General features: G+C 75.5%; 26 protein-coding genes. 11 read left to right on the forward strand and 15 right to left on the reverse strand.

Annotation, left to right across the window (positions count from 1 at the left end):
- Positions 1-48 precede the first annotated feature (48 nt).
- Entirely contained in the window at positions 49-1,839 is a 1,791-nt protein-coding gene (locus VEW93_13100; protein HYI62729.1) for an SdrD B-like domain-containing protein, read from the forward strand.
- Between the two features lie 78 nt (positions 1,840-1,917).
- Here VEW93_13100 and VEW93_13105 read toward each other — a convergent pair whose 3' ends face one another.
- Genes VEW93_13105 through VEW93_13120 form a run of 4 tightly spaced genes read right to left on the reverse strand, consistent with a single transcriptional unit; the run spans position 1,918 to position 6,760 of the window.
- A complete protein-coding gene (locus VEW93_13105; GenBank protein HYI62730.1) occupies positions 1,918-3,216 on the reverse strand; it encodes a family 1 glycosylhydrolase in 1,299 nt (432 codons plus the stop codon).
- A 3-nt stretch (positions 3,217-3,219) separates the two neighbouring features.
- Entirely contained in the window at positions 3,220-4,260 is a 1,041-nt protein-coding gene (locus tag VEW93_13110) for an aldo/keto reductase (protein ID HYI62731.1), read from the reverse strand.
- Entirely contained in the window at positions 4,257-5,639 is a 1,383-nt protein-coding gene (locus VEW93_13115) for an FAD-dependent oxidoreductase (protein ID HYI62732.1), read from the reverse strand. The genes VEW93_13110 and VEW93_13115 overlap by 4 nt, the downstream gene beginning before the upstream one ends.
- Positions 5,636-6,760: a glycosyltransferase gene (locus tag VEW93_13120; GenBank protein ID HYI62733.1), complete on the reverse strand. Its 1,125-nt coding sequence runs from the start codon at positions 6,758-6,760 to the stop codon at positions 5,636-5,638. Before VEW93_13120 ends, VEW93_13115 begins: the two co-directional genes overlap by 4 nt.
- A gap of 260 nt (positions 6,761-7,020) precedes the next feature.
- Between VEW93_13120 and VEW93_13125 the strand changes: the two genes are divergently transcribed.
- The 4 genes from VEW93_13125 to VEW93_13140 all read left to right on the forward strand — a co-directional run bounded on the left by VEW93_13125 (position 7,021) and on the right by VEW93_13140 (position 10,676).
- Positions 7,021-7,323, forward strand: a complete 303-nt coding sequence (locus tag VEW93_13125) for a putative quinol monooxygenase (protein ID HYI62734.1) — start codon at positions 7,021-7,023, stop codon at positions 7,321-7,323.
- 181 nt (positions 7,324-7,504) lie between these two features.
- Positions 7,505-8,503 (forward strand): sigma-70 family RNA polymerase sigma factor, encoded by a 999-nt coding sequence (locus VEW93_13130; GenBank protein HYI62735.1) that lies wholly within the window; start codon positions 7,505-7,507, stop codon positions 8,501-8,503.
- 52 nt (positions 8,504-8,555) lie between these two features.
- Positions 8,556-9,032 (forward strand): hypothetical protein, encoded by a 477-nt coding sequence (locus VEW93_13135; GenBank protein ID HYI62736.1) that lies wholly within the window; start codon positions 8,556-8,558, stop codon positions 9,030-9,032.
- Positions 9,033-9,272: 240 nt separating this feature from the next.
- A complete protein-coding gene (locus VEW93_13140; protein ID HYI62737.1) occupies positions 9,273-10,676 on the forward strand; it encodes a cytochrome P450 in 1,404 nt (467 codons plus the stop codon).
- Between the two features lie 35 nt (positions 10,677-10,711).
- On the opposite strand, the gene VEW93_13145 is transcribed toward VEW93_13140, so the two are convergent.
- The 3 genes from VEW93_13145 to VEW93_13155 form a co-directional block, all read right to left on the reverse strand.
- On the reverse strand, positions 10,712-10,966 hold the full coding sequence (locus VEW93_13145) for a hypothetical protein (protein HYI62738.1): 255 nt from the start codon (positions 10,964-10,966) through the stop codon (positions 10,712-10,714).
- Between the two features lie 61 nt (positions 10,967-11,027).
- Positions 11,028-11,366: a hypothetical protein gene (locus tag VEW93_13150; protein ID HYI62739.1), complete on the reverse strand. Its 339-nt coding sequence runs from the start codon at positions 11,364-11,366 to the stop codon at positions 11,028-11,030.
- 84 nt (positions 11,367-11,450) lie between these two features.
- Entirely contained in the window at positions 11,451-11,768 is a 318-nt protein-coding gene (locus tag VEW93_13155) for a hypothetical protein (protein HYI62740.1), read from the reverse strand.
- 136 nt (positions 11,769-11,904) lie between these two features.
- On the opposite strand from VEW93_13155, the gene VEW93_13160 reads away from it, so the two are divergent.
- Genes VEW93_13160 through VEW93_13175 form a run of 4 tightly spaced genes read left to right on the forward strand, consistent with a single transcriptional unit; the run spans position 11,905 to position 14,595 of the window.
- Positions 11,905-12,096, forward strand: a complete 192-nt coding sequence (locus VEW93_13160; GenBank protein ID HYI62741.1) for a ferredoxin — start codon at positions 11,905-11,907, stop codon at positions 12,094-12,096.
- 38 nt (positions 12,097-12,134) lie between these two features.
- On the forward strand, positions 12,135-13,337 hold the full coding sequence (locus VEW93_13165) for an FAD-dependent oxidoreductase (protein HYI62742.1): 1,203 nt from the start codon (positions 12,135-12,137) through the stop codon (positions 13,335-13,337).
- 9 nt (positions 13,338-13,346) lie between these two features.
- Positions 13,347-14,009, forward strand: a complete 663-nt coding sequence (locus VEW93_13170) for a lysoplasmalogenase (GenBank protein HYI62743.1) — start codon at positions 13,347-13,349, stop codon at positions 14,007-14,009.
- 43 nt (positions 14,010-14,052) lie between these two features.
- Positions 14,053-14,595, forward strand: coding sequence for a DUF4333 domain-containing protein (locus tag VEW93_13175; protein ID HYI62744.1), 543 nt, complete (start codon positions 14,053-14,055; stop codon positions 14,593-14,595).
- On the opposite strand, the gene VEW93_13180 is transcribed toward VEW93_13175, so the two are convergent.
- The 3 genes from VEW93_13180 to VEW93_13190 form a co-directional block, all read right to left on the reverse strand.
- Complete coding sequence (locus tag VEW93_13180) at positions 14,565-16,163, reverse strand: GGDEF domain-containing protein (GenBank protein ID HYI62745.1); 1,599 nt, start codon at positions 16,161-16,163, stop codon at positions 14,565-14,567. The two genes, VEW93_13175 and VEW93_13180, sit on opposite strands and share 31 nt — an antisense overlap.
- A 69-nt stretch (positions 16,164-16,232) precedes the next feature.
- Positions 16,233-18,842, reverse strand: coding sequence for a M1 family aminopeptidase (locus VEW93_13185; protein HYI62746.1), 2,610 nt, complete (start codon positions 18,840-18,842; stop codon positions 16,233-16,235).
- 40 nt (positions 18,843-18,882) lie between these two features.
- A complete protein-coding gene (locus VEW93_13190; GenBank protein HYI62747.1) occupies positions 18,883-19,707 on the reverse strand; it encodes an enoyl-CoA hydratase-related protein in 825 nt (274 codons plus the stop codon).
- A gap of 129 nt (positions 19,708-19,836) precedes the next feature.
- Between VEW93_13190 and VEW93_13195 the strand changes: the two genes are divergently transcribed.
- Positions 19,837-20,595, forward strand: coding sequence for a 4-(cytidine 5'-diphospho)-2-C-methyl-D-erythritol kinase (locus tag VEW93_13195; GenBank protein ID HYI62748.1), 759 nt, complete (start codon positions 19,837-19,839; stop codon positions 20,593-20,595).
- A gap of 21 nt (positions 20,596-20,616) precedes the next feature.
- On the opposite strand, the gene VEW93_13200 is transcribed toward VEW93_13195, so the two are convergent.
- Positions 20,617-22,116, reverse strand: a complete 1,500-nt coding sequence (locus tag VEW93_13200) for a serine/threonine-protein kinase (GenBank protein ID HYI62749.1) — start codon at positions 22,114-22,116, stop codon at positions 20,617-20,619.
- Between the two features lie 125 nt (positions 22,117-22,241).
- On the opposite strand from VEW93_13200, the gene VEW93_13205 reads away from it, so the two are divergent.
- Positions 22,242-22,439: a hypothetical protein gene (locus tag VEW93_13205; GenBank protein HYI62750.1), complete on the forward strand. Its 198-nt coding sequence runs from the start codon at positions 22,242-22,244 to the stop codon at positions 22,437-22,439.
- 29 nt (positions 22,440-22,468) lie between these two features.
- Here the strand turns inward: VEW93_13205 and VEW93_13210 are convergent, their stop codons facing one another.
- The 4 genes from VEW93_13210 to VEW93_13225 all read right to left on the reverse strand — a co-directional run bounded on the left by VEW93_13210 (position 22,469) and on the right by VEW93_13225 (position 26,070).
- Positions 22,469-23,854: a wax ester/triacylglycerol synthase domain-containing protein gene (locus tag VEW93_13210; GenBank protein ID HYI62751.1), complete on the reverse strand. Its 1,386-nt coding sequence runs from the start codon at positions 23,852-23,854 to the stop codon at positions 22,469-22,471.
- 34 nt (positions 23,855-23,888) lie between these two features.
- Positions 23,889-24,488 (reverse strand): DsbA family protein, encoded by a 600-nt coding sequence (locus tag VEW93_13215; protein HYI62752.1) that lies wholly within the window; start codon positions 24,486-24,488, stop codon positions 23,889-23,891.
- Between the two features lie 75 nt (positions 24,489-24,563).
- On the reverse strand, positions 24,564-25,229 hold the full coding sequence (locus VEW93_13220) for a phosphatase PAP2 family protein (protein HYI62753.1): 666 nt from the start codon (positions 25,227-25,229) through the stop codon (positions 24,564-24,566).
- Between the two features lie 10 nt (positions 25,230-25,239).
- Complete coding sequence (locus tag VEW93_13225; GenBank protein HYI62754.1) at positions 25,240-26,070, reverse strand: PD-(D/E)XK nuclease family protein; 831 nt, start codon at positions 26,068-26,070, stop codon at positions 25,240-25,242.
- Between the last annotated feature and the right edge of the window lie 16 nt (positions 26,071-26,086).

Below are 26,086 nucleotides of genomic sequence, written 5' to 3' on the forward strand. Positions count from 1 at the left end.
TATGCTTCCGCCCACTCGATCTCCCCTGCTTGGAACGGGCGCCACAGGATGAAAGCCAAGATCGCCAACCTGTGCCTGGTCCTGGTGGTCGTCCTGGGCTTCTCGCTCTACGTCACCGGGCTGAGCCGCTCGACCGGGCCCGGCCAGGACGTGGTCGAGGTGGCGGCCGACGGCGGGGGCCGCCCGGAGGACGAGGGCGTCACGTTCTACGCCGAGGAGGGCGACGGGGAGACCGTCGACACCACCAGCGCCGGGGAGCCCCAGGCCGGGGAGCCCCGCGCCGGGGAGCCCCGGGCCGACGCCACGCCGACGCGCACCCCGACGCCGGTCAACATCGGGAACTTCGTGTGGGACGACCTGGACGGTGACGGTCGCCAGGACAGCGGTGAGCTGGGGTTGGCGGGGGTGACGGTGCAGCTCTGGAACGCGGCCAAGACGCAGTTGATCGACCAGGCGGTGACGAACGGGAGCGGGAACTACACGGTGGTGGCGCCGGCGCCGGGCGACTACCGGCTCCGGGTGCTGCTGCCGGCCGCCGGCGACCAGTTCTCGCCCAAGGACCAGGCCGGGGGCGACAACCAGCTCGACTCCGACATCAACCCGACGGGGGGCGACACGGGGTTCACCGACGTGTTCACCATCGCCTCCAACGTCATCTCCACCACGGTGCACGACGCCGGCATCCGTCGCTTCGTCACGCCCACGCCGACCCGGACGCCCACGCCGATCAACGTCGGGAACTTCGTCTGGGACGACGTCGACGGTGACGGTCGCCAGGACGGCGGCGAGCCGGGGTTGGCGGGGGTGACGGTGCAGCTCTGGAACGCGGCCAAGACGCAGTTGATCGACCAGGCGGTGACGAACGGGAGCGGGAACTACACGGTGGTGGCGCCAGTGTCGGGTGACTACCGGGTGCGGGTGCTGCTGCCGGCCGCCGGGGACCAGTTCTCGCCCAAGGACCAGGCCGGGGGCGACAACCTGCTGGACTCCGACGTGAACCCGACCGGGACCAGCACCGGGTTCACCGACATCTTCAACCTGGCCCCCAACGTCATCTCCATCACCTCGATCGACGCCGGGATCCGTCGCTTCGTCACGCCCACGCCGACGCGGACCCCGACGCCCATCAACATCGGCAACTTCGTCTGGCACGACCTCGACGACGACGGCCGCCAGGACGGCGGCGAGCCGGGCCTGGCGGGGGTGACGGTGCAGCTCTGGAACGCGGCCAAGACGCAGTTGATCGACCAGGCGGTGACGAACGGGAGCGGGAACTACACGGTGGTGGCGCCGGTGCCGGGTGACTACCGGGTGCGGGTGCTGTTGTCGGGGGGGACCAACGACTTCTCGCCCAAGGACCAGGCCGGGGGCGACAACCAGCTCGACTCCGACATCAACCCCACGGGGTCCGACACGGGGTTCACCGACGTGTTCACCATCGCCCCCAACGTCATCTCCACCACGGTGCACGACGCCGGGATCACCGGTGCCGTCGACCCCACCCCGACGCCGACGCCCACGGTGACGCCCACGCCCACCGTGACCCCGACCGTGACCCCGACCGTGACCCCGACGGTCACGCCCGACCCGTCCGGCACCCCGACCCCCGATCCGACCGCCACGGCGACGGCGACGGCCTCCCCTTCCCCCTCGGTGGACGCCGACGGCATCACGCGGCCACCGGGCTCGGAGCGGACCACGTCGCCCCGCGCCGGAGGTGGCGGCGCTCTGCCCCGGACGGGGGCGACCCTGATGGGACAGGTGCTCCTGGCCGGCATCGTCGTCGCCTCGGTGGGGCTCGGGCTCACGCTGCTGGCCCGCCGGCGCTCGCCGGGCTGATCGGCTCCGGGCCCGACCGATCGCATGACCCGTTGACCGCCGAGCTCCGACACCGCGCCGGCTGACCGCCGGGTCGACTCAGGAGCCCAGCCCGACCCGCACTCCGGGCCCCAGGCGGCTGGAGCACACCTCGTCGGCCGGGGGGTCCTGCCACGGCCAGTGGGCCATGTGGGGCATCCAGCCGGCCAGCCACTCCGATGCCGGGGGCCGGAAGCGGTAGGCCGGCAGGGCCGAGGACGGCGCCCCCCCGGCGGCCAGCGCGTAGGCCGCGCTCATGGACGAGGGGCGACGGTCCCACCGCTCGTCCAGCCAGAAGACCCCCACCGGGTCGATGTGGCCCACCGAGCGGGTCAGATGCGAGGCCCAGTCGGCCGAGTCGACGACCGGGAACCAGCACAGCCCCTCGACCGGGACCCCGGCGCCCACGGCCACCTCGCACTGCTCCACCGCGTAGCGGAGCCAGCTGGCCCGATCCGACGCCGCCCCGCACAGGTTGGTCTCGCCCAGGGCGGTGGGCAGCCGGTAGCGGTCCCAGTACTCGACGAACAGGTCCGAGAGGGGCGGGGGGGCGGGAGCCACGTTGGTCCCGCCCCGGCCCGTCCAGTGCCACTGGTTGTGGGCGTAGTAGTCGAGGCCCAGGACGTCGACCGAGCCGGGCTCCACGTCGAGGAGGTGGGCCCCGCCGTGGGCGGCCAGGTGGCGGGCGAAGGGGCGGTCGCGATCGACGGGGAGGCCGACGAGCAGGTCGGTCAGCAGGAAGCGCCGGTCGTTGCACAGCTCGGCCGCGGCCTCGCCGCCCCGGTCCCAGGTGTGGCGCTCGGCCGCCTCCACGTGGACGTGGCGGGCCGCCGGCAGCGCGTCGCGCAGGCTCCGGCTGGCGGCGGTGACGGCGGGCAGCAGCGACGAGGCCACGGCCACGAAGCCCTCGTCGCCCCGCAGGTGCGGGGGCCACAGGCCTTCCTGGCCGCACAGCAGGACGGTGGTGAAGGGCTCGTTGCACACGGTGTAGGCCGGGAGCCACGGGTAGCGCTCGGCCACCGCCTCCACGAAGCGCACGAAGGCAGGGCCGAAGCCCGGGGCGGCCAGGTCGCCCACCCAGCGGGGGTGGCTGGTGTGGTGCAGCAGGTCCACGATGGGGCGCAGGCCGCGGTCGCGCATGTGGCCCAGCACGGCGTCGGTGTGGGCCCAGTCGAAGCGGCCGGGCTCGGGCTCGATGCGATGCCACCGCAGGGGGTAGCGGAGGGTGTGGACGCCGCAGCCCTCCAGCAGGTCGAGATCGGCGCGCCAGCGCCGGTCGTGCTGGGTGGTCTCGACCACGTCGCGGTCGAAGGCGGGCTGATAGGTCGACTCGAAGCCGCCCCAGATCTCGACCGTCACCGCTCAGCCGGCCGTGCCGGCCGCCGCCGGCTCGGGGCGCAGGGGCCCGTCCCCGGCCCCGGTGGCCACCAGCGCCGCTTCGATCTCGGCCAGCTCGTCGGGGCCCAGGGACACGGCCGCGGCGCCGATCCACCCGTCGACCTGGGCCGCCGAGCGGGCCCCCACGATGGCGGCGGTGACCGCCGGCCAGGCCAGGGTCCAGGCGATGGCCAGCTCCGGCACCGAGGCTCCCAACCGCTCGGCCAGCGGTCGCAGGCGCTCGACCAGGTCCAGGTTGCGGGCCAGGCCCGGGGGCTGGAAGTCGGGATGGGTGGCCCGCCAGTCGTCCTCCGGCAGGGAGAGGGCCCGCTCCTCGGTGAAGCGCCCGCTGAGGAGGCCCGAGCGCATCGGGCTGTAGACGATGACGCCGGTGCCGTGGGCCTCGCACCAGGGCAGGACCTCGGCCGCGGCCTGGCGCTCCAGGACGTTGAGCTGGGGCTGCACGGTGTCGACGTGGCGGATGGCCTCGCACCGCTCCAGCAGGTCGACCTCGAAGTTGCTGACCCCGACGGCCCCGACCTTGCCCTCCTCGACCAGGGCGGCCATGGTCGCCCACGAGGCCTCCAGGGGCGTGCCGTCCTCGCCCGGCCAGTGGACCTGGAGCAGGTCGAGGCGCTCGACCCGCAGGCGGCGCAGCGAGTCCTCGCACTCCCGCCGGATGGAGTCGGGGGCCAGCACGTTGGCCACGGTGGTGCCGCCCGGCTCCCACACCAGCCCGCACTTGGTGAACACGGCGGGACGGTCCTCGGGGGGGAGCTCGGCCACCGCCCGGCCCACGACCTCCTCGGCCCGGCCCAACCCGTAGGCCGGGGCGGTGTCGATCCAGGTGACGCCCCGGTCGACGGCGTGGTGGATGGCGGCGATGGACTCGGCGTCGTCCTGGGGGCCCCAGCCGCCCTGCCACTCGCCACCGCCGATGGCCCAGGCCCCCAGCCCCAGCCGGGTGACGTCCAGGCCGGTGGAGCCGAGGGGGACCTGGGCGATGGGGGAGGAGGGGGTCGTCATCGGATGCCCTCCCCGGCGTCGCCCTCGCCCCGGGGGATCCAGGTGGCCTCGGGCTCGCCGTGCAGCACGTGGTCGACCCATTCGACGCCCTGCATGGCCGAGTGGTCCATGTTGCCGATCTCGTAGAGCCAGCCCCCGAAGCGGCCCCGGGACCAGATGTCCTGGGACCGCAGCCAGGGCTGGATCACGCCCAGCGAGGCGTCCCTGGTCACCGAGGGCACCGGGTAGCTCATGTCGGGCGAGCACAGCCACGTGGTGACGATGCGGCCCCGGTCCTCGTCGTCCATCAGCCCGGTGGCGACCAGGCCGTCGACGACCCGCTCGACGATGGTGGCCGCGTCCTCCGGCTTGTGGGGCGACCGCGACGTCTCGGTCAGCAGCAGGGTCTGGTCCGGGGAGGCGGTCATGTAGGGCGAGTAGTTCGAGAGGTAGGTGACCCGGTAGAAGGGCACGTCGGGCTCGGGGAAGTAGATCCAGTTCTTGGTCGAGCCCGCCGGGCGGTCGAGGCCGACGCCCACGATGTGGCTGCCGCTCCAGTGCAGGCCGCCCACCGCCTCCCGCACCGGGTCGGGCACGCTCTCGGTGCTCTCCACCAGCCGGTTGAGGGGCATGGTCGAGAGCAGCACGTCGTAGGGCCACACCCGCCCGTCGGCGGTGCGCACCTCCTTGGCCACGGGGTCGACCGAGGCCACAGGGGTCTCCAGCTCCAGGTGGTCCTCGATCTGCCGGCGCATGCCCTCGTAGAGGAAGCCGGTGCCGCCCCGCATGGGGTAGCGGAACGTGTTGTTGGGTCCCCAGGACACCTGTGGCTCCCCCAGGATGACGTTGCGCAGCACGCTGCTCACGTCGACCACCGAGACCCGCTCGCCGATCCAGACGTGGTTCATCAGCTCCGCCGGGGTGGCCCAGACCTTGAAGTTGTAGGGCAGCATGAAGTGCTCGGCGATGCCGCGGCCGAAGGTGGCGTCGACCCACTGGCGGAAGTTGGTCACCTCGTGCGAGCCGCGCTGGGCCTCGATCAGCCCGTCGACGCAGGCGAAGACCGTCTCCGGGTCCAGGCCACCGATGTTGTTCTGGAACGGGTAGGGGATGAAGCGGTCCTCCATCCACACCCACGCCTCGCGCTGGAGCTCGGTGAACTCGCCGCCCATGAGCTTCTCGACCAGCCGGTCGTAGTAGTCGTAGTGGCTGAACATCACGTGGCCACCGATGTCGTAGGTGAAGCCGGCGTCGTCGGTGAACGACGTGGCCAGCCCACCGACGTGGTCGGAGGCCTCCAGGACCACCCAGTCGTCGTAGCCCAGCTCCTCCAGCCGCCAGCCGGCGCCCAGGCCGGTGGGGCCGGCGCCGACGATCACGATGCGGGGCTCGCGGGTCACGCCGTCACCTCCCCGGCCGGGACGGCTGGCGCGTCGAGGCGTTCGATCAGCCCCCGCATGCGCTCCGCGATGCGGTCCCAGTCCTGCCGGGCCAGGAGCGGCGCCAGCTTCCGGTCCCGGTCGGTGAGGTCGTCGCCCCGCACCCGGCGGCAGGCGGCGGCGAAGCCCTCGGCGTCGTCCTGCAGGCACACCACGCTGGAGTGGTCGGCCACCACGTCGGGGACCCTGGTGGAGACCACCGGCAGGCCGGCGGCCAGGTACTCCAGGGTCTTGGTGGGGCTGATGGAGGCGGTGGCCTCGTTGCGGGCGAAGGGCATGAGGGCCACGTCGAAGCCGCCCATCACCTCGGGCAGCGCCGAGTACGGCTGCTGGCCCGGGTAGGCGACGTTGGGGCGCGGGGGCAGGGACATCGGGTCGATCTTGGCCACCGGGCCGACCATCTGCACGTCCCAGCCGGGCAGGTGGTCGGCCAACCCGGCCACCAGGTCGAGATCGACCCGCTCGTCGATCACCCCGACGTAGCCGGCCACCGGGCGGCCCTCCGGCTGCCGGTGGCGTCGCCGCCGGTGGCGGCGGGCCGGCTCGTAGTGCGCCGGGTCGACCCCGCTGGGGAAGAGGTGCGTCCCGGTCGGGCGGTGGGCCACCACCGAGCGGTGCAGGGAGCGCCCGCCGGTGAAGACGATGTCGGCCTCGTGCAGGGTCCGGCGCTGGTGCAGCACCAGCCCCTCTGGGGCGCCGGCGAAGGCGGCCAGGTCGTCCATCACGTCGTAGACCAGGCGCCGGGGCTCGAGGGGGGCGACCATGTCGAAGGCCATCGGCGTCTGCAGCCAGACCCAGCGGTCGTCACCCGGACCCACCAACCGGCACAGGGGCTCGGCGTGGGCCTCGGCCAGGGCGCGGTCCCACGTGCGGCTGGCCTCCAGCTCCGGCAGCTCCATCCACACCCGGGTCACGGGCCCGTGGCGCTCGGTCCGGAGCCTCGGCTCCGACCCGGTGCCCGGTTCCGGCTCCTCCACGAACCACGTGCGGCGACCGGCGGCCAGCCGCGAGATCAGGTGCTGCGGGCGTTGCCAGACCCCGGTCCAGCGCAGGTGGGAGAACACGATCAGGTCGGGGGGCATGCAACCTCCGGGTCGTCTGCCGGTGCAGGGCGGCAGGGGACATCGACGACGGGCCCGTGACCGGGCCACGGCGCTGTGTTGTCAACGCCTGGGTGCTCGGCGGCGGGACCCGCCGCCGCCGCACGCCTCCCCGAGCCGTCGTCCGTGAACCAACTTCTCCCCGACGGGTGAGCGGCGTGTGGCCAGCCGGCCTGCGGCCCGGACCGCCGGGCCCATCCGGCGCCACCGAGCCCGTCTCGTGCAGCCGGTACTGTCGGACGATGATCGTCGTGTCGGGCACCATCGTCCTCAACCCGGAGAAGGTCGACCGGGCCCTGGAGCTGACCAGGGCGCTGGTGGCCGAGACGCGGGCCGAGCCCGGCAACCTGGCCTACGGGTACTACGCGGACCTGGACGAGCCGGGCCGCTACCACCTCTACGAGGAGTGGGAGTCCGAGGAGGCGCTGGACGCCCACTCGGCGTCGGCCCACCTGGCCGAGTTCTTCACCGCCGTGCCCGAGCTGGAGATCTCCCACCTGGAGATCACCCGCTACACGGTCACCGATGCTCGCAAGGTGATGTGACGGCGCGCTACTCGCAGGCCACGCCGTTGCCGTCGCGATCGAGGTCGTAGCCGGTCACCTGCACGGGCCCTGACGCGTAGGCCGGACCGTCCCCCGAACCGCCGGCGCAGCGGTCGTGGGGGGCCCGGTGGTCGGGGCGCCCGCCAGATCGGGCGGCGGCCGGGCTCTACCATGGGCGGCGATGTCGTCCCCCGCCTCCTTCGACGGCCACCCCGGATCGCTCACCCCGGCTGAGCTGGAGCGGGCCCTGGACGCCCACCGGCGCGAGCTCACCGGCTACTGCTACCGGATGCTGGGCGCCGGCTCCGAGGCCGAGGACGCCGTGCAGGAGACCATGGTCCGGGCCTGGCGGGCCATCGACGGCTTCGAGGGCCGCTCGTCGCTGCGGTCGTGGATGTACCGCATCGCCAACAACGTCTGCGTGGACATGATCCGCAGTCCGCAGCGCCGGGCCCGGCCCATGGAGATGGGCCCCGCCACCCGCACCGCGGACGTGGTGCTGGGCGACCAGCGCGAGGAGCACGCCTTCGTGCAGCCCGTCGCCGACGAGCGGGTCATCGACCTGGGCGGCGACCCGGCCGAGGTGGCCGCGGCCCGCGAGTCGATCCGCCTGGCCTTCGTCTCGGCCCTCCAGCACCTCCCGGCCCGCCAGCGCTCGGCCCTGATCCTCTGCGAGGTCCTGAAGTGGCCGGCGGCGGACGTGGCCGAGCTGCTCGACACCAGCGTGGCCTCGGTGAACAGCGCCCTCCAGCGGGCCCGGTCCACCCTGGCCGAGGTGCGGGACCGGCCCCTCGACCCGGTGACCGATCCGGGCCAACAGGCCCTGCTGGCCCGCTACGTCCAGGCCTTCGAGAGCTACGACATGACCGCCCTGGTGGCGCTGCTGCGCGACGACGTGGTGTTGTCCATGCCCCCGTGGGACCTCTGGCTCCAGGGGCCCGACGACCTGGTGGCCTGGTTCGTGGGCGAGGGCATCGTGTGCAAGGACGGCCGGCTGCTGCCCGTCTCGGTCAACGGCACCGCCGGCTTCGGCAACTACCACCACCTGGGCGACGGGGTCTGGGAGCCTTGGGCCATCCAGGTGATCGAGGTGGCCGACGGGCGCATCGGCGGCCACCACAACTTCCTCTACCCCGAGCTGTTCTCACGCTTCGGCCTCCCGGAGCGCATCGAGGCCTGAGCCCTGCCACCGCCCCGGGCCGGGGGAAGCCACCGGGTGGCAGGATGGCCCCATGGACGAGCGCATCGAGGTGCAGCGGCTGATCGCGGCCGAGCCGCCGGCCATCTTCCGGGTGCTGTGCGACCCGCAGGGCCACGTGGCCATCGACAGCTCGGGGATGCTGCAGGCCGCCACCGGCGAGGCGGTCACTGCGGTGGGCGACACCTTCGTGGTCCACATGGATCGCGAGGCCCTCAACGACTTCCCGCTCGGCCTCTACGACGTCACCGTCACCATCACCGCCTTCGAGCCCGACCGGGAGATCGCCTGGAAGGTCCTGGGCGCCATCCGCCCCCAGATCGGCCACGTCTACGGCTACCGGCTGGAGCCGGCCGAGGGCGGGACCCTGGTCACCTCCTACTACGACTGGTCGGACATCGACCCGGTGTGGCGGGAGGCGAGCATCTTCCCCATCATCTCCGAGGGAGCGCTGCGGGCCACCCTGGGCATCCTGGGCCGCACCGTCGCCCCCGCCCGCCCGGCCGACTGACGCACCACCGGCAGAGCTCGGCCGGGTCGCCACAGGACAGGGCCCGCCGGGCGGCTCGTCCTCGGCGTCCAGCCGGGGATCGGGGGCGGCCGGGATCGGTCGAGGCCGAGGGCGGGTCATCCGACCAGGAGGCTTCGAGGTGAGCCGACGCCGGGGTCGTGGGAGGCTGCCGCCGTGACGTCGGTCGAGGGGGCTCGGGTGGAGGGACACGTCGAAGGTCGGCGTCGAGGCGCAACCCGGTTGGCCGGGCCGGTGGGGGTGCGGGCCAACGGGCGGCTGGCCCGCCGGCTGCTGGTGGACCCCATCCCGGTGTTGGACGAGTGCGCCGCCGCCTACGGGCCCACCTTCGCCCTGCGGCTGGGGCCGGCCCGGCTGGTGGTGGTGGGGGATCCCGACGACCTGAGCACGGTGTTCGCCCAACCCAGCGTCTCCTACCGGTGGGGCCACCTGGCCAACGTGCTGGGCTTCATCGTCGGCCCGACCTCGATGATCGTGTCCGACGGCGAGGACCACCGCCGGCGCCGGGCGGCCAGCCAGCCGGGCCTGGCCCGCCGGCGCCTCGATCGCTGGATCCCCATGATCGTGGGCCAGGTCGACCGGGCCATCGACCAGCACCTGGCCCCGGCCCTGGACGCCGGCCGAGTGGTCGACGTCCACCCCCTGGGCACCGACCTGGTGCTGGCCGTCACGGTCAGGGCCTTCTTCGGGAACGGTCTGGAGCACCGCACGGCCGAGATCGGCGCCCTGTTCGACGAGCTCCAGTCCTACCTGGAGCGGCCCGGCCTGCAGCAGCTCCCGCATCGTCTCCCGTTCACGGCCCGGGCCCGGGCCCGAGCAGCCCGAGCAGCCTTCAACGGGATCGTCGACCGGGAGGTGGCCCGGCGGCGGGCCGCCGTCGGCGCCGGCCCCGACGGCGACGACCTGCTCGACGTGTTCGTGGACGAAGCGGCGTCGGGCCTCACCGCGGAGGAGGTCCACGACCAGGTCACCACGCTCATCGGCGCCGGCTACAACACCACGGCCGCCACCCTGGCCTGGGCCGTGCACCGGTCCCTGGCCACCCCCGGGGTGTGGGACCGCCTCCGGGCCGAGGCCCACGAGGTGCTGGGGCCGGTCGGGGACGGCCCGACGCTCGGCGCCGAGGCCCACCGGGACCTGTCCTACGCGGCCGCCGTGGCCCAGGAGACGCTCCGCCTCCACCCGCCGGGGGCCCTCTCTCCCCGCCAGGCCGTGATCGACGTGCCCGTCGGCGACCGGGTCATCCCCCGCCGGGCCATGGTGGCCTGGTCGCCGCACCTGGCCGGCCGCCACCCCGGAGCCTGGGACGAGCCCCTGGCCTTCCGGCCCGAGCGCCACCTCGACCCCACCCCGGAGCAGGCGGCCCGGATGGAGGCGGCCTGGGTGCCCTTCGGCCGTGGCCCGCGGCGCTGCATCGGCTTCGCCCTGGCCCAGATGGAGCTGGCCCTGGTCCTGGCCCGGCTGGCCCAGCGGGTCGACATGGAGCTGGTCGACCCGGCGCCACCCCGGCCCCACGGCATGGTGGTCAACCGGCCGGCCGGCGGGGTCCGGGTCCGCCGGCCTCTGGCATTGACCGGCGATGTCATCCCCTCGATCGACGGCCTCCGGCGTCGCACGCCCGGCTGAGCTGGAGCGGGCCCTCGACGCCCACCGGCGCCAGTTCACCAACCGGCCCCCTGGGCGGGCTCGACGCCCAGGGCCTCAGGCACGCCGACCAGGTCGAGGAGCTCGTGCAGCTCGGAGCGGACCTCCACCAGCCGCAGGGTGGCGCCGTGGCGGCCGAGGGCCAGGCGGAGGGCCAGGAGGTCGTCCACCAGGTGCAGGTCGCAGGGCGCGGCGGCCCCGACCGGGCCCAGCGGGTGCTCGCGGCCGCCGACCAGCAGCACCAACCTGGCCCACGGCGCGTCGTCGTCCACCCCGTGCAGACGGCACGGGGGCCCGGAACTCAGCGCCCGGTGACCGGCGCCGGCGGGGCGGTTACTCAGCGGCGGTGGTCGTCGGGATGTCGATGCTCTCGGTGGCGCACTTGCTGCTGGCGGCCTCGACGGCGGCGGTGTTCTCGTCGCTCAGCGGCTCGTTGGTGTCGGCGCCGTAGAAGTCGTTGATCTCCTCCTGGTCGAGCTGGGCGAACAGCTCGTCGACGATGCAGGCGTCGATGTCGTTCTCCAGGCCGCTCTTCTCGGAGAAGTCCTCGAGGAACCGCTCCTTGGAGATGTCCTCGTCGCCGCCGCACCCGGTGGCGGCCAACCCGGCGCCGGCGAGCAGGCCGAGAGCGAGAGCCCCGGGGAGGAGCCGGCGGATCAGAGACGAGGCCATGCGAGGCCCTTTCGGGTCGAGGGGCAGGCCGCGGACCCTAGCCCAGGGTTCCCGGCGGGAGCCGGGACGGCACCCCTCCGGACCTCAGCCCGGCTCGGCGGCCAGGCACTCCCGGTTGATGACCTCGAGCGTGCCCTCGGCGTCGTCGGGCAGCTCCTTCACGGTGGCGGCCTGGACGATGGCGTTGATCTGGCCCTGCTCGAACTCGGCGTAGACCCGATCGGTGATGCAGGCCGCCGCCGCCTCGGGGATCTCGGTCCGCTCGACCAGCTTCTCCTCGAAGTCGTCCCGGGCGATGTCCTCGTCGCCGCTGCACCCCACGGTGCCGGCCACCAGGGCCACCACCGCGACGGCGACGGCGACGAGGCGGGCGGGGGATCGGGACGGGCGGGCTGCGGGCACGGGGCGCTCCTCGGGTGCGGACGCCCGAGGATACGGCGTGGGCGTCGGCGGCCACGATCCGCGCCGGTCCAGCCGACGGCGGGCGCCCGCGCCGGTAGGGTGGCCGGGTCCCATCGGTCCGCGTGAGGGGTCCACCATGCGCGTCGTCGTCGACTACGACCTGTGCGAGAGCAACGCCGTGTGCATGGCCGTCGCCCCCGAGGTGTTCGAGGTCCGCGACGACGACTTCCTCTACGTCCTGGACGACACGCCGCCCGAGGCGCTGCGGGCCAAGGTGACCGAGGCGGCCCTCCGCTGCCCCAAGCAGGCCATCACCGTCGAGGACTGAGGGCCCGCCGCCGCGCCCTCGACCCCAGCCCCGCCCCCATGGCCGTCCCCTCCTCGATCGTCGTGGTCGGCGCGTCCCTGGCCGGCCTCCACGCCGCCCGGGCCCTGCGCGGCGCCGGCTACGACCGCTCCCTGGTGCTGGTCGGGGCCGAGCCCCACCGGCCCTACGACCGGCCGCCGCTGTCCAAGCAGGTGCTGGCCGGCACCTGGGAGCCGGAGCGCACCGCCCTGGCCGGCGCCGCCGACGACGCGTTGGCCGTCGACTGGCGCCTGGGCGTGGCCGCCACCGGCGTGGACCTGGCGGCCCGGACGGTGGCCCTGGCCGACGGCACCTCCGTGGCCTGGGACGGCCTGGTGATCGCCACCGGGGCCACCCCCCGCACCCTGCCCGGGGCCGAGGGCCGGCCCGGGGTCCACGTGCTGAGGACGCTGGACGACTGCCTGGCCCTGCGGGCCGACCTCGACGCCGGCCCGGCCCGGGTGGTGGTGGTCGGTGCCGGCTTCGTGGGGGCCGAGGTGGCGGCCACCTGCCGGGGCCGGGGCCTGGACGTGACCCTGGTCGAGCCCCTCCCGGTGCCACTGGGCCGGGTGCTGGGGGGCGTGGTGGGCGACACCGTGGCCGCCGTCCACCGCGACCAGGGCGTCGACGTGCGCCTCGGCGTCGGCGTCGAGGCCGTCCTGGGCCACGACCGGGTCACCGGCGTGCGCCTGGCCGACGGCACCGACATCGCCTGCGACGTGGTGGTGGTGGGCATCGGGGTCCGGCCCGCCACCGGCTGGCTGGAGGGCTCGGGCCTGCCCCTCGACGACGGCGTGGTGGCCGACGCCACCTGCCGGGTCGCCCCCGGTGTGGTGGCCGCCGGCGACGTGGCCCGCTGGGCCCACCCGGGCTACGGCGAGCGCCTGCGGGTCGAGCACTGGGACCACGCCATCGCCCAGGGCGGCCACGCCGCGGCCACCCTCCTGGCCGGGGACGGCGGAGGGGAGCCCTTCGCCCCCGTGCCCTGGTTCTGGAGCGACCAGTACGACCGCAAGATCATGCTGGCCGGCCGCACCGCCGGAGCCGAGGAGGTCCGGGTGGTGGAGGGCAGCCTGGACGAGCGGCGCTTCGTCGCCCTCTACCGCCGGGGCGACCGGGTGGTGGCCGCCCTGGGCATGAACCGCCCCGCCCCCCTGGCCCGGTGGCGGGCCCGCCTGGCCGAGCCCGTGGCCTGGGACGAGGCGGTGGCCGCCACCGCGTAGGGTGCCGCGGTGGGCGAGCTGACCGGGGGCGCAGGGGTCCTGCTGGCCGTGGCCGCGGTGGCCGCCGTCGTGAACTGGGTGGGGGTGTGGCGCGACGACCAGCGCCTGGTCTACGGGGCCAAGCCCGCCACCCTGGCCCTGCTGATCGGCGCCGCCCTCGCCCTGCACCCCGACGACGGGACGGTCCGGGCCTGGTTCGTGGCCGGGCTGGTCCTGTCCCTGGCCGGCGACGTGTTCCTCATGCTGCCCGAGGACACGAGCACGCCGCTGCCCCCCTTCCTGCTCGGCCTGGGGTCGTTCCTGCTCGGCCACGTGGCCTACATCGCCGGCCTGGCCGGCGACCACCGGTCGTGGACCGCCACCGGGGCCGGGGTCGTGCTGGTGCTGGGCGCCCTGGCCGTCATCGCCCCCCGGGTCCTGGCCGGCGTCCGCGAGCGGGACTCGGCCCTGCGGGGGCCGGTGCTGGCCTACATGGCCGTCATCTCGGTCATGGTGGTGGCCGCCTTCGGCCGGACGGTGGCCGCCGGCGTGGTCGGCGCCCTGCTCTTCTACGCCTCGGACGCCACCCTGGCCTGGAACCGCTTCTTCGGGCCCCGCCGGAGCTGGCGCCTGGCCGTCATGGTCACCTACCACCTGGGCCAGGCCGGCCTGGTGCTCTCGCTGGTGGGCTGAGCGCCGTCGGGGGCCGGGGCGTGGCCCGGGTACGGTGCGGCCCGTGACGGGTCGAGACAGCGGCGCCAGGCGCCGGCGGACCCGGGTCGCGGGTGCGTGGGCGGCGGTCGCGGCCCTGCTGGGGGCGTGCGGCCAGCCCGCCACGCTGGACGACGACCGCACCGAGGCCAGCATCCGGAGCCGCCTGGCCGACACCTACGGGGTGTCGGTGGGGTCGGTCTCGTGCCCCGACGACATCGAGGTCGCCGACGGCGCCCGCTTCCGCTGCCGGGCCACGGTGGCCGGCGGCGCGGTGGAGGTGGACGTGCGCCAGACCGACGGCGACGGCGCCCTGGCCGTCGAGCCCACCCGGGCCGTGCTGGTGACCGACCGGGTGGCCGACGACATCGTCGAGGTCCTGGCCGATCGCTTCGACCGCGACGACGCCACCGTCACCTGCGAGGGCCCGGCCGTGCGGGTGGAGCGGGTCGGGGCCTCGTTCCGGTGCCTGGCCGCCGACGGCGACGAGGCCCGCGTGGTCGAGGTGCGGGTCCGCGACGTGCGGGGCGCCCTCACCTACACGCTGGTCCCCCCGGCCGGCGCCTGAACCGGGTCCAGGGCGACGGCCTCACCGGCCCCGGCGGGCCGGGCCACCGGGTCGGTCGCCGGCCCCACCGACCCCTGGACGGCACGGTCACGGCCCGCGGCCTTGGCCGCGTAGACGGCGGCGTCGGCACCGGCCATCAGCAGGTCGGGGTCGTGCGCCTCGGTGGTGGTGACGAAGCCGGCCGAGAACGTCTGGCCCATCGGCGTGCGCTCGGCCACCCGGGCCAGCACCCGCCGGGCCTCGTCGGCCGCGGTGTCGAGCATGAGCACCGCGAACTCCTCGCCGCCCCACCGGGCCAGCACGTCCGACGTCCTGAGCGCCCCGGTCCACCTGCCGGCCACCGCCTTGAGCAGCTGGTCACCGGCCAGGTGGCCGTGTTCGTCGTTGTACGCCTTGAAGTGGTCGAGGTCGAGGACCGCCACCGTGAGGGGGCGCCCCGTCCGGCCGGCCCGGGCCACCTCCCGGGCCAGGTGGTCGTCCCAGGCTCGGCGGTTCATCAGGCCGGTGAGGGGGTCCTGGCGGGCCAGGGCGGCCAGTTGCTCGACCATCTCGGCCCGCTCGATGGCCGCCGCCGCCTCGGTGGCCAGGAGGGGGAGCGACACCCGGACCGACGCCGGCAGGGCCCGGCGGCGGGGCTGGCACCAGCCCACGCTCAGCACCACGGCGGCGGCGCCGTGGCGGGCCGCCGGCTGGTGCATCCACGCCCGCATGCCCAGCGACTCCGAGGCGCCGGTCGCGGCCCGGGGGTCCCGGGCGGTGTCGAGCACCACCTGGGCCTCCAGCGTGGCCACCGCGGCCCGCAGGTGGGGGGTGACGGCGCCGGGGGGGATCACCACCCGGGGGAGGGCCACCCCGGACGACCCGGTCACCCGCAAGCCGTCGCCCGCCGGCTCGAGCATGACGACCAGGTCGGCCCCGGCCAGCTCGCGGGTGGCCTCGCAGATCAGGTGCCGGGGGTCGTCGCCCCGCATGGTGGAGCGGGCCAGGGCGCCGATGGAGTGGATGAGCCGGCGTTCCCGGCGCACGTCGCGCACGAGCTGCTGGATGACCCCGCCGATGATCGTCGACATGAGGGTCAGGAGGAGGACCTTGCGCCACTCCGTCGCCGGGTAGGTCGGCGCGCCCAGGGCCACGATGGGCACGGCCACGGTGGTGGCCACCAACCCGATGGTGGCCACCATCTCCCGCCGGTCGCCGTAGGCGCCCTGCCACACCACGACCAGCAGGAGGAGGCTGGCGTAGCCGGAGGCGGCGCCGCCGGTCGCCTCCCGGACCACGCCCACGCTGGCGCAGAACAGGACCACCACCGCCAGCCGGGACCAGATCACCGGCCGCTCCCAGCGGAGGGCGACGATCAGGGTGCCGCACAGGGCGAAGCCGGCGGTGGCCACGGCCAGGAGGGGCAGCCGGTTCGGCGGGCCGGGGGGGAGGGCGGCCAGGGCCACGGCGGCGCCCACGGAGACGACGAACGGCACGACGCGGGTGACCCGGTCCCACCGCTGGAACAGCGCCCGGGCGGGGGGGTCGCCGGCCGGGTCCCGGGTCCGTGCGCCTCGATCTGGGTCCACGGGCGCTCCTCGCCGCTGGCCGGCCCGGGGCGGGCCCGGGCGGTGCCGCGCCGGCCCTTCCTTCGTCGGTCAGGCCCGGGCCGATGTGAGGGCGGCGGCCAGGTCGGCCCCCACCCGCCGGCGCAGGGCCACGTTGGCCCGCATGCGCTCGCGGTGCTGGGCCAGGGGCTTGACGCTCTGGGGCACCGGGTGGTCGTCGAGGAAGGCCTCGACCTCGGCGGCCAGGGCCGGGTCGGTGATGGTGCGGATGCCCTCCAGGAGGCGGGCGATGCTGTTGGACCGGAACCGGGCGTTCACCTCGTCCCACCGGTCGGCCACCACGCGCCAGGCCCGGGCGGCCTGGGCCCGGTTGGTGAGGGCCCGGCGGATCACGAACGGGCCGTCCTGGGCCCGCACCGCGTCGGTGAGGGTGCTGGCCAGGATGGCCTCCATCTCGGCGTCGCCAGGCAGGTCGGCCAGGGCCCCCAGGTAGCGCAGGCGCTCCTGGGGCGTGTCGGCGGCGTCCATGCGCCGCCGCAGGTCGGCCGCGGTGGCGGCATCGCCGTGGGCGGCCAGGACCTTCACCGCGGCGTCGACCAGGTCGGCCGGGACCGGGCCCGGCCCGTCGGTCGCGGCCAGGACCTCCTCGGCCCGGCGGCGGGCGTCCGGGTCGGCCCCGGTGGTGCCCAGGGAGGCCAGCAGGGCGCCCCGCAGGGAGCCGGTGCGGGCCGACTCGTCGGGGGCGGGCTCGGCCCCCAGGCGCAGGAGCGCCGGGGCGACCAGGGCCCGCACCCAGGCCTGCAGGTCGGGGCGGGCCCCGTCGTCGACCAGGCGGTCGAGCGAGCCCAGGACGCCGAGCACCCGCTGCCACACCGACAGGTCGGTCTCCGAGGCGTAGGCCCGCACCAGGTCCAGCACCGCGGCCACGTCGGTGGTGCCGGCCAGCAGCGAGGCCCAGGCGTCGTCGACCAGGCCGTAGCGCTCCAGGGCGGTGAGCTCGGCCGCCCCGCTGGTCAGGGCCCGCAGGTCCTCGGGGCCGTACCGGACCCGGAAGAAGCCGCTGCCCCCGCTGTTGGCCACCACCCAGGCGGCCCGGGCCCCGAGCGGGACCTCGGCCTCGGGCCCGTCGAGCAGCACCCGCTCCAGGCCGGTGCTGGAGGCAGCGGCGCCGTCCCCACCACCGGTCTGCTCCGAGGCCCAGCGCACCAGCACCGGCACCGCCCACCGGGGCTCGTCGGCCCCCTCGCCGTCGTCGCCGTCACCCGTCAGGTACCGGGCCCGGCGCTGGGTCAGGTGCAGGGTGGCGTCCCCGTCCCCGCCCCGCTGCTCGACGCCGACCTCCGGGTGCCCGCCCTGGAAGATCCACGAGTCCATGATGCGGCGCACCGGCTCGCCGGTGGCGTCCTCGATGGCGTCCCACAGGTCGGTGGTCTCGGTGTTGCCGTGGGCGTGGCGCTCCATGTAGAGGCGGATGCCGTCCCGGAAGCGGTCCTGGCCCAGGTACTGCTCCAGCATGCGGACGACGGCCGCCCCCTTCTCGTAGGTCAGCACGTCGAACATGCCCTCGGCCTCGGCCGGCGAGACGACCTCGTACTCGATGGGCCGGGTCGAGGACAGGGCGTCGGTGTCGAAGGCGGCGGTGCGGGCGATGCCGAAGTCGGTCCACCGGTCCCACTCGGGCCGGAAGGCGTCGGTGCAGCGCATCTCCATGAACGTGGCGAAGGCCTCGTTGAGCCAGATGCCGTTCCACCAGCCCATGGTGACCAGGTCGCCGAACCACATGTGGGCGATCTCGTGGTGGATGACATCGGCCACCCGCTGGAGCTCGGGCTGGGTGGCCCGGTCCGGGTCGACCAGCAGCAGCGCCTCCCGGAAGGTGACGCAGCCCAGGTTCTCCATGGCCCCGAAGGCGAAGTCGGGCACGGCCACCAGGTCGAGCTTGTCGGCCGGGTAGGGCCGGCCGAAGTAGTCGGCGAAGTGCCGGAGGGCGAAGGCCCCCGACTCCAGGGCGAAGGCGGTGAGGGCGCCCTGGCCCACCGGGTGGACCACCCGCAGGGGCACGCCGTCCACGTCGACGGGCTCGGTGGCCTCCAGGGGGCCGACCACGAAGGCCACCAGGTAGGTGGACATGACCATGGTCTCGGCGAAGCGGACCCGGCGCCGCCCGTCGCCCACCGGCTCGGAGCCGACCTCGGCGGAGTTGCTCACGGCCACCAGGTCGTCGGGCACGTCGAGGGTGACGGCGAAGGTGGCCTTCATGTCCGGCTCGTCCCAGCACGGGAAGGCCCGGCGGGCGTCGGTGGCCTCGAACTGGGTGGTGGCGATGGTGCGGGTGGCGCCGGTCGTGTCGGTGAAGGTGGAGCGGTAGAAGCCCCGCAGCTTGTCGTTCAGGACGCCGGCGAAGGCCAGGTGCACGGTGGCGGGCCCGGCCGGCACCGGCTCGGGGAGGGTGAGGGTGGCGCGCTCGGCCTCGCTGTCCAGGGCCACGGCGGCCTCCAGGCGCCGGCCGCCGGCCTCGATCCAGGCCTCGTCCACGGTGAGCTCGATGGCGTTGAGCACCACGGTGGCGGTGGCCTCGGCCACCTCGACCTCGACCGCCACCGTGCCCGTGAAGGTGGCCGCCTCCAGGTCGGGGACCAGGTGCAGGTCGTACCGGCGGGGCAGGACGGTGCGGGGCAGGCGGTGGGGATCAGCGACCATCGGCCGACCCTACCGGCCCGATTTTGGGCCGTGCCCCCGTCTACCAGCCCCGGTACGTGGGGTCGCGGCGCTCGACGAAGGCGGCGATGCCCTCCTGGGCGTCGGCGGTGTGGAGGGCCAGCTCCTGGGCCAGGGCCTCGTCCGCGAAGGCGCCGGCCCGGTCGCTCTCCAGAGAGCGGTTCACCAGCCACTTGGTCAGGGCCACGGCCCGGGTGGGGCCGGCGGCCAGGCGGGCGGCCCACTCGGCGGCCGTGGCGGCCAGCTCGTCGGCCGGCACCACCCGGTTGACCAGGCCCAGCCGCTCGGCGTCGGTGGCGGCCAGGGCGTCGCCGAAGAACATCAGCTCCTTGGTGCGCTGGGGGCCGATGAGGCGAGGGAGCAGGTAGGCCCCGCCGCCGTCGGGGACGATGCCCCGGCGCACGAAGACCTCGATGAAGCGGGCCCCCTCGGCCGCCAGCACCAGGTCGCAAGCGAAGGCCAGGTGGGCGCCGAGGCCGGCGGCGGTGCCGTTGACGGCGGCGATCACCGGCACCTCGCAGTCGAGCACGGCGGCGATCAACCGCTGGGCCCCGTCCCGCAGGGTGCGGGCCACGTCGCCCACGGCCCGCTCCGGCGCCCCCTCGGGCCGGGTGGCCGGTACCCGGGGGGCCCGCAGGTCGGCCCCGGTGCAGAAGGCGGTGCCGGTGGCGGTGAGGACCACGGCCCGGGTGGCCAGGTCGGCCGAGGCCGCCCCCAGGAGCTCGATCACCCGGTCGCGCTGGCCGGGGGTGACGGCGTTGCCGACCTCGGGCCGGTTGAGCGTGATCCAGGCCACGCCGCCCTCGGCCCGGTGCTGCACCTGCTGGTCGAGGGGCTGGTCAGCCATGCCCCCACCCTAGGAGTCACCCCCTCCCCCTCGAACCGAGCACGAACGTGCCCGACATCCCGGTGCTTCGGTGCTCGGTTCGAGGGCAAGGAAGGACGAGCCAGGGGGTGGGGCCTAGCCTGCGGCGCCGTGCCCGAGCCTGTCGTGACCCTCGCCGCCGAGGCCAAGCTGACGCTCTCGCTGCGAGTGGTGGGGGTGCGAGACGACGGCTACCACCTGATCGACGCCGAGATGGTGAGCCTGGACCTGGCCGACACCCTCACCTTCGCCCCCGGGGACGGCCTGGAGGTGGTGGCCGCGGCCACCGGCCTGGAGGTGCCCGCCGGTGACGACAACCTGGTGCGCCGGGCCCTGACCCTGGTGGGCCGCACGGCCCGGGTCCGCCTGGAGAAGCGCATCCCGGCCGGCGGGGGCCTGGGGGGTGGCTCGGCCGACGCCGCCGCCGTGCTGCGCTGGGCCGGGGTCGACGACCCCGACCTGGCCGCCCTCCTGGGGGCCGACGTGCCGTTCTGCCTCCGGGGCGGGCGGGCCCGGGTCACCGGCATCGGGGAGCGGCTCGACCCCCTGCCGGCCCGCCCCGCCCCCTACACGCTGGTGGTGCCGCCCTTCGGGTGCGCCACCCCGGCCGTCTACCGGGCCTGGGACGAGATGGGCGGTCCCACCGCCGAGGGCCCCAACGACCTGGAGCCCGCCGCCCTACGGGTCGAGCCCCGGCTGGCCGCCTGGCGGGACCGGCTGGGCGAGGCCACCGGCGCCACCCCGGTGCTGGCCGGCAGCGGCAGCACCTGGTTCGTGCCCGGCGCCTTCCCCGGCCCCGACCGCCTGGTGGTGACGGCCACTGCGGGGGTCGATCAGCCGGTGCTCCCGTCCCATCCCGACCCCTCCTGAACAGCTCTGATCGGCCCCCCCTCAGAACGACCCGTCACGGTCGAGGGTGTAGGGACCGGCCACCCGGTCGGAGCCGATGGGCCGCACCCGCACGGTCAGCTCGCCGGTGTCGTCCCGGCCGCAGCGCTCGCCCAGCCGGGCCACCGCCGGGCGGCCGCCCTCGCTGACCCGGGTGGCCAGCACCTCGGCGCCCCGGGCCACCCGCAGTTCCAGGACCATGCCCTCGGGCCCGTCCAGGGTGAGGGTCAGGCGGCCCGAGCAGTCGAGGTCGAAAGCGTCCTCCACTGGCACGGCGAAGGTGTCGACGTCATCGCGGGGGACGATGGTGGCCTCCAGGGCCCCGGCCCCGTCGGCCAGGACGGCGCCGTCGGGCCGGTCGTCAGCCCCGGCCTCACAGCCGTTGCCGGTGTCGCCGTCGTAGTCGTCGAAGCCGGGGAGGCACGTGTCGCCGTCGGTGCCCGGGGCCGGCGCCCCCAGGCCGGCGGGGCCGCAGGGCCGGTAGCGCTGCGGCGTGCACGGCGGGGTGGTCGGGGCCGTGGAGGCCGGCGCCGCCCGGCTGGCCGGCCCGGGGCGCTCCGCGGCGGCGCCGTCGTCGTCGCCGCCCACCACGGCGACCACCCCCCCGACGGCCAGGAGCACCGCCACCGCCCCCACCCCGGCGGCGGCCACCACCCGGTTGCGGCGCACGGCGTCGGCCAGGCCGGTCCGCGGGCTGGTGCCGCCCACCCCGCCCCGGAGCCGGGCCGCCGAGGGGCGGCGCGCCGGGGCCCGGTCGAGGGCGGCGGTCAGCAGGGCCCGCAGGTCGGGGTCGAGGTCGCGGGGCGGGCGCCCGACGCGGCCCTGGGCGGCCCGGTGCATCAGCACCCGGGGGTCGCCGGCCGCCGGACCGAACGGCCCCTCGCCGGTGAGGGCGAACAGCAGGGTGGCCCCCAGGGAGAACACGTCGGCGGCGGCGCTGGCCGGCTCCCCCCGGGCCTGCTCGGGGGCCATGAACGCCGGCGTGCCCACCACCATCGAGGTGGCGGTCAGGCCGGGGGTCTGGTCGGTGGCCCGGGCCACCCCGAAGTCGACCAGCTGGGGGTCACCGGCTGCCGTGAACAGCACGTTCTCGGGCTTGATGTCGCGGTGGACGACGCCCTGGCGGTGGGCGGCGGCCAGGGCGTCGAGCAGCCGGTCGGCCAGGGCCCGCACCTCGTCCGGGGCCAGCGGCCCGGCGGCCGCCACCCGGTCGTGCAGGCTGCCCCCGGCCAGGTAGGGCATGACCAGCACCACGTCGTCGCCGTCGTCGAGCAGGTCGAGCAACCGGACGATGCCCGGGTGCCGGAGCGAGCCCAGGACCTCGGCCTCCCGGCGGAGGCGGGCCCGGGCCCGGGTGATCTCGTCGGGCGTGCCGTGCAGCGAGAGGCGCTTGAGGGCGACCTCGGCCCCGGCGGGCCCCACGGCCAGGTCGACCACGCCCATGCCCCCCCGGCCCAGCCGGCGCACCACCCGGTAGCTCGTCCCGGGACCTTGGTGCGCCACGGCCGCAGCCTACGGCTCCCCCCGGCCCCGCCCCGGAGGCGGGACGGCCCCCACTTCACCCTGCCGGGTCGATCCGACCCGCCGTGCGCGTGGTGGGGCCCGGGCCGGGGGGTAGAGTCGGCGGCGTGACTGCGACGACCGACGCCACCGTGATCGCTGAAGCGCTGACCGTGATCGATCGGGCCCTGGCCCAGGTCGGTTCGCGGGAGCTGGTGTCCTCGGCGGAGATGTCCGATCTGTTGCTCGACCTGCGCCTCCTGCTCATGTCGGCGGAGTCGGGCCGCCCCGCGGCCAGCGTGGGCGAGGGCAGCCTCCCCGCCTGACCCGGCGCCGGGCGCCGAGGGGCTCGGCCTCAGGTCAGGGCCAGGAGCTCGTCGAAGGCGGCCTCGATGCCGGCCCGCAGCAGCGCCGGGTCGGCCACGGCCCCGGTGTCCACGTGCAGCCCCATGTCGAGGCTGCCGTCGACCGAGATGGTGGTCAGGTTCCAGGCCGTGCCGCCCAGGGGGCCGATGGGGTGGTTGGCCTCGATCCGGGCCCCGGCGATGTAGAGGGGGAAGGGGGCGCCCCGCACGTTGGAGGTGGTGAAGTCCACCGTCGCCGTCTGCTGGCGCACCAGGCGGACCAGCACCGGCGCCGGGAGCAGGTTGCCCAGGCCGGCCACCGCCCCGGTCAGGCCCACGGCCCGCTCCTCCTTGGTGACGGCCAGGCGCTGGTGCACGGCCCGGAACCGGTCCCGGGGGTCCTCGTCGACCGGGACCCGCACCCGGGTGGGGGCGAAGGCGTTGCCGGCCGCCGAGCGGTCGGAGCGGGTGCTGATGGGCATGGCCATGCGCAGCTCCTCGACCGGGGTGCCGACGGCCCGGTGGTACGCCCCGGCCCCTCCGGCCGCCCCGGCCACGAACAGGTCGTTGACGCTGCCCCCCAGGGCGGTGGCCGCCGCCTTGGCCTCGGCCAGGGGCACCCGCAGCAGCTCCAGCCGGCGCTCCAGGGTCCGCTCCCGCCACAGCGGGGAGAGGGCCTCGCCGGTGACGCCCAGCTGGCGGGCCAGCGAGCGGGCGGTGGCGGCGGCGTCACCCGGCAGTGTGACCAGGCGGGACGGGTCGCCGACCAAGCCGGCGGCGCCCTCCACCGCTTGGCGGGCCAGGCCCAGGGGGGCCCGGGCCAACTCGGCCAGGGGCCCGACGACGGCGTCGAAGGGGCGGGTCGCCTCGGGCCCGGCCTCGGCCTCCGGCTCCGGTCGGGGCGGTGCCGGGGGCGCCTCGGCGTCACGCTCCAGGTCGATGAACTGGACCGACATCCGCACGCCGCCCTCGCCGTCGGTGATGGTGTGGTGCAACTTCTGCACCATGGCCCCCCGCCCGTCGGCCAGCCCGTCGACGATGACGAACTCCCACAGGGGGCGGTCCCGGGCGAAGGGGGCGCCGGCGATGTCGGTGGCCAGGGCCAGGAGCTGGTCCAGGTCCCCCGGCTGGTCGAGGGTGACCCGCCGCACGTGGTGGTCCAGGTCGACGTCGGGGTCCTCCACCCACGAGGGGGCGGCCAGGCCGGCCATCCCGCCCTCGACCCGGCGGCGCAGGCGGGGGATGACCCGGAGGGCGTGGGCCATGCGGGCCCGGAAGCGCTCGGCGTCGGGGGGCCGGTCGAGCAGGGTGACGTTGGCGAAGGTGGAGGACAGGTGGGGATCGGCGTCGAGGGTCCACAGCAGGGCCTCGACGTCGGTCAGGTGGCGGTCCTCCACACGGCGAGGGTAGGCCGCGCCGTCCCGACCGGGCTCAGTGCGAGATCGACGTGTGCTTGAACTCGTTGAGGGCGGGGGCGTCGACCAGGAGGTCCACCACCCGGTCGATGGTGCGGCGGGCGTGGGCGCCGTCGTCGCCGGGGCGGTCCATGAGGCGGACGAAGGCGGCCTGGCCGCCGGCGACGAACGTGGGCACGCCCCACACGGAGTGCTCGGCCGCGGCGGCCTCGTGCTCGGCCCGCACCGCGGCCAGCAGGGAGCCGTCGTCCACGGCGGCCAGGGCGGCCTCGGGGTCCAACCCGGCGTCGGCCAGGACCTTGGCCAGCACGTCCCGGTCGCGCAGGTCGCGGCCCTGGTCGTGGCGGGCCGAGAACAGGGCGCCGTGCACGGCCGGGAAGGCGTCGGGCGCCGTGTCGCGCACGTGCACCCCCACCTGGAGGGCGACCAGGCCCGAATCGTCGCCGGGGCGGTCCCAGATGGGCGCGTCGCCCTCCTCCACGTGCACCTGGCCCAGCGAGAAGGGCACGAAGGCCACGTCCCAGGCCGCCCCGGCGGCCAGGCCGGCCAGCACGTGCTCGTGGGCGTTGCGGGCGAAGGGGCAGCGGTAGTCCCAGGTGACGGCGAAGCGGGTCATGGGCCCTGCAACCTCCCCGCCCCGCCCGATCTTCCGTCGGCGGCCGCCGCCGGCCCGGGGCTCAGCCCTGGCGGTTCAGCGTTGGCGCCACAGCCGGCGGGCCACCTGGCCCACCACCACCCCCACGGCCACCCCCCCCAGCACGTCGCTGGCGTGGTGGATCTTGACGTGGACCCGGCTGGCCGCCACCAGGCCCCCGAGGGCGAACCACCCGACGCGGGTCGACCGGACGCGCCCGTCGGCCAGCAGCGTGGCGGCGCACATGGCGGCGCTGGCGTGCCCGCTGGGGAAGCTGGTGGTGACCGGGATGCGCAGGTGGTGGGGCCGCTCGAACTCGGGGATGGGCCGCTGCCGGCGGAACAGCGACTTGAGGCCGGCGTTGACCAGCGTGGACTCGACCGCCAACACGGTCGAGAGCCGCACCGCAGCGGCCGCGTCGCGCTCGGAGCCCAGCCCCCGGGTCGCCCCCAGCAGGTGCCAGAGCAGGCTGAAGTCGGCCAGCTCCGTGACCGAGTACATCAGCCGGTCGACGGCGGGGTGGCCGCGGAGCCGGTCGAACTGGGCGTCGACGGCGTCGTCGAAGCGGCTCAGGCGGGTGTCGAGGGCCACGGCCCCGGCGGTGGGGGCCGGGGTGGTCAGCTCGTCGACCACCTCCAGCACGGTCTCGACCGGCCCCTCGGGGCCGTCGTCGTCGGCCTCGCCGGGGGGGATGTCGTCGGTGCCCGGGTCGGTGACGGCCATGCCGCCGATGCTACGAGGCCATCGCCGCCAGCTCGGAGTCCGCCCTGACCGTCGACGACGCCTGGGCCGGGTCGCCGCCGAACTGGGGGCACCACTGCTGGAAGCTGCACCAGTTGCACAGCGGGCCGGGCTTGGGGCGGAAGTCGTCGTGGGCGCAGGCCCGGGTGACGGCGTCCCAGATGGCGCCCACGCGGGTGCGCAGGCCGCGGGTGCTCTGGTCGGTGGGCACGGCGGTGATGGCCACCGGCTCGTTGAGGTGCAGGAGCTGGACCCGGGCCGGGCGGCGGCCGAACATCTCCTCGCACAGCAGCGAGTAGAAGTGGATGCCGCCCAGCTTCCCCTGCTCGTAGCGGTCGGTGGGGGCCTTGCCCGTCTTGTAGTCGGTGACCACCAGCTCACCGTCGGCGTCGAGCTCCAGCCGGTCGATGATGCCCACCAGTTGCAGGTCGCCCACCGGCACCTGGAGGCGCAGCTCCAGCCCGATGGGCCGGATGGCCCGCGGGTCCTCCAGGACGAAGTAGTTGCGGACCAGGCGCTCGGCGTCGGCCAGGAAGGAGGCCTCCTCCTCGGGGGGCAGGGCCAGCTCGTCCAGCTCGCGGCCGGGGGCGCGGAGGGCCTCGGCGGCGGCGGCCAGGCAGGCCACGGCGGCCTCGACCGTGCGGTCGGCGGGCTCCAGGGCGAAGAGCCGCTCCAGGGCGGCGTGGACCAGGGTGCCCTTGGCCATGGCCGGGGTGGTCGGCTCGGGGATGCGGTCGATGGCCGAGAACCGGAAGGCCAGGGCGCAGTCCTTGAACGCCGTGACCTTCGAGGGGGAGAGGGTGACGGGCACCGGGAGAGCCATGGGCCCGACTGTAGGA

This window comes from Acidimicrobiales bacterium, from assembly GCA_035630295.1.
Taxonomy (GTDB): Bacteria; Actinomycetota; Acidimicrobiia; order Acidimicrobiales; family Iamiaceae; genus Iamia.